Origin of the sequence: Kitasatospora sp. NPDC058170, from assembly GCF_042883905.1 — a bacterium.
Lineage (GTDB): Bacteria > Actinomycetota > Actinomycetes > Streptomycetales > Streptomycetaceae > Kitasatospora.
Genome location: NZ_JBHVUV010000093.1, coordinates 1 through 1,445, shown reverse-complemented (window position 1 = coordinate 1,445; position 1,445 = coordinate 1). Strand labels below are relative to the sequence as shown.

The window sequence follows — 1,445 nt, the reverse complement described above, 5'->3', positions numbered from 1 at the left end:
TCGTCGGTCAGCGCGATGGAGAGGCCCTTGTTGAGGAACGCCATCTCCTGGAAGCGCCGGGAGAGCGTCTCGAACGAGTAGACCGTGGTCTCGAAAATCTCCGGGTCGGCCCAGAACGTGATCGCGGTGCCCGTCTCGCCTGACTCCTCCTGCCGAACAAGCGGCGCGACGGGAGCACCTGCCTTGTACTCCTGCGACCAGCAATAGCCGGCCGTCCTGATCTCCACCGCGAGGTGGGTGGACAACGCGTTCACCACGGACAGACCAACACCATGCAGACCACCGGACACCGCGTAGCCGCCACCGCCGAACTTGCCGCCCGCGTGCAGGACGGTGAGCACGACCTCGACGGCCGGCTTGTCCTGACCGGGGACGATGTCCACCGGGATGCCACGGCCGTTGTCCACCACGCGCACGCCACCATTGGCAAGGATCGTGACGCCGATCGTGTCGCAGACCCCTGCAAGGGCCTCGTCGACGGAGTTGTCCACGATCTCGTACACCAGGTGGTGCAGGCCACGCTCACCGGTCGAACCGATGTACATGCCCGGGCGCTTGCGAACGGCTTCAAGCCCCTCCAGCACTTGAATTGCGCTGGCGTCGTACGAGGGCGCGGGCGTGGCGTCTGCGCCGACGGCGGAGGCCTGAGCGGCGTAGTCGGACGTCCCGGTTTCGGTCACGAAGCACCCTTTCCGACGCAACGCACCCCCGCTCCCGTCTCACTTCGGCGGGGCGTTCACGGCGTCGTGTGATGTTGGTCAGTTGCTGGTATCGGCCCAGTGGACGCCTACCTCCGTGGACATCCTTCAGTAGGCCAGTTCGCCAGCCCAGCATACCTGAGGCTCCGTCAAAAGTAAGGCCAGAGGTTACGCGAAGGCGTCATCGGCAGCCTGGGGGCCCTGTCGTCTCATCCCCCCATGTGAGCCGGTCGCCGTCGCCTGCAGTGGGCCTTCTGGGCCTTCTGAGTGCGGGTCGGCAGGGATGGCGGAAGAAAGTCACTCCGCCGCGACGCAGGGAGGCCCCTGGTGGGCCTTCGGCGGGGGTGCTGAACCGATGTCGCCCCGGTGTGAAGGTGATCGGATGTGCAGCCGCGCCGTAGGCTCTGCGCGGCCCGAGTGGGCGTTCCGCGAAAGCGGCGCGCTGCCTACAACTTGTGTCCGCGACGGTAGTGTGCGCCGAGTCTGGCGAGTAGCGGGACGCCTGGGCCTTCACGCGCTGGACGAACCAGAAGCTCTGACGTTGCGCCAGCTCTTTCACCGCCAGGGTCCCCGAGGAGAATACGTGACTAGCCCTTCCGCCCGTCCCCCGACGCTCCCGGCCAAGGACGACTCCGACTACACCGCGCGGCATCTGCTCGTCCTGGAGGGCCTGGAGGCGGTTCGCAAGCGCCCCGGCATGTACATCGGCTCGACCGACAGCCGGGGCCTGATGCACTGCCTCTGGGA

Annotated in this window: 1 protein-coding gene; it reads right to left on the bottom strand. The window is 66.9% G+C overall.

Annotation, left to right across the window (positions count from 1 at the left end):
* Positions 1 to 701 (bottom strand): ATP-binding protein (locus ACFVVX_RS37975; protein WP_387952738.1); only part of this gene is annotated, 701 nt, incomplete at its 3' end.
* Positions 702 to 1,445: the final 744 nt, after the last annotated feature.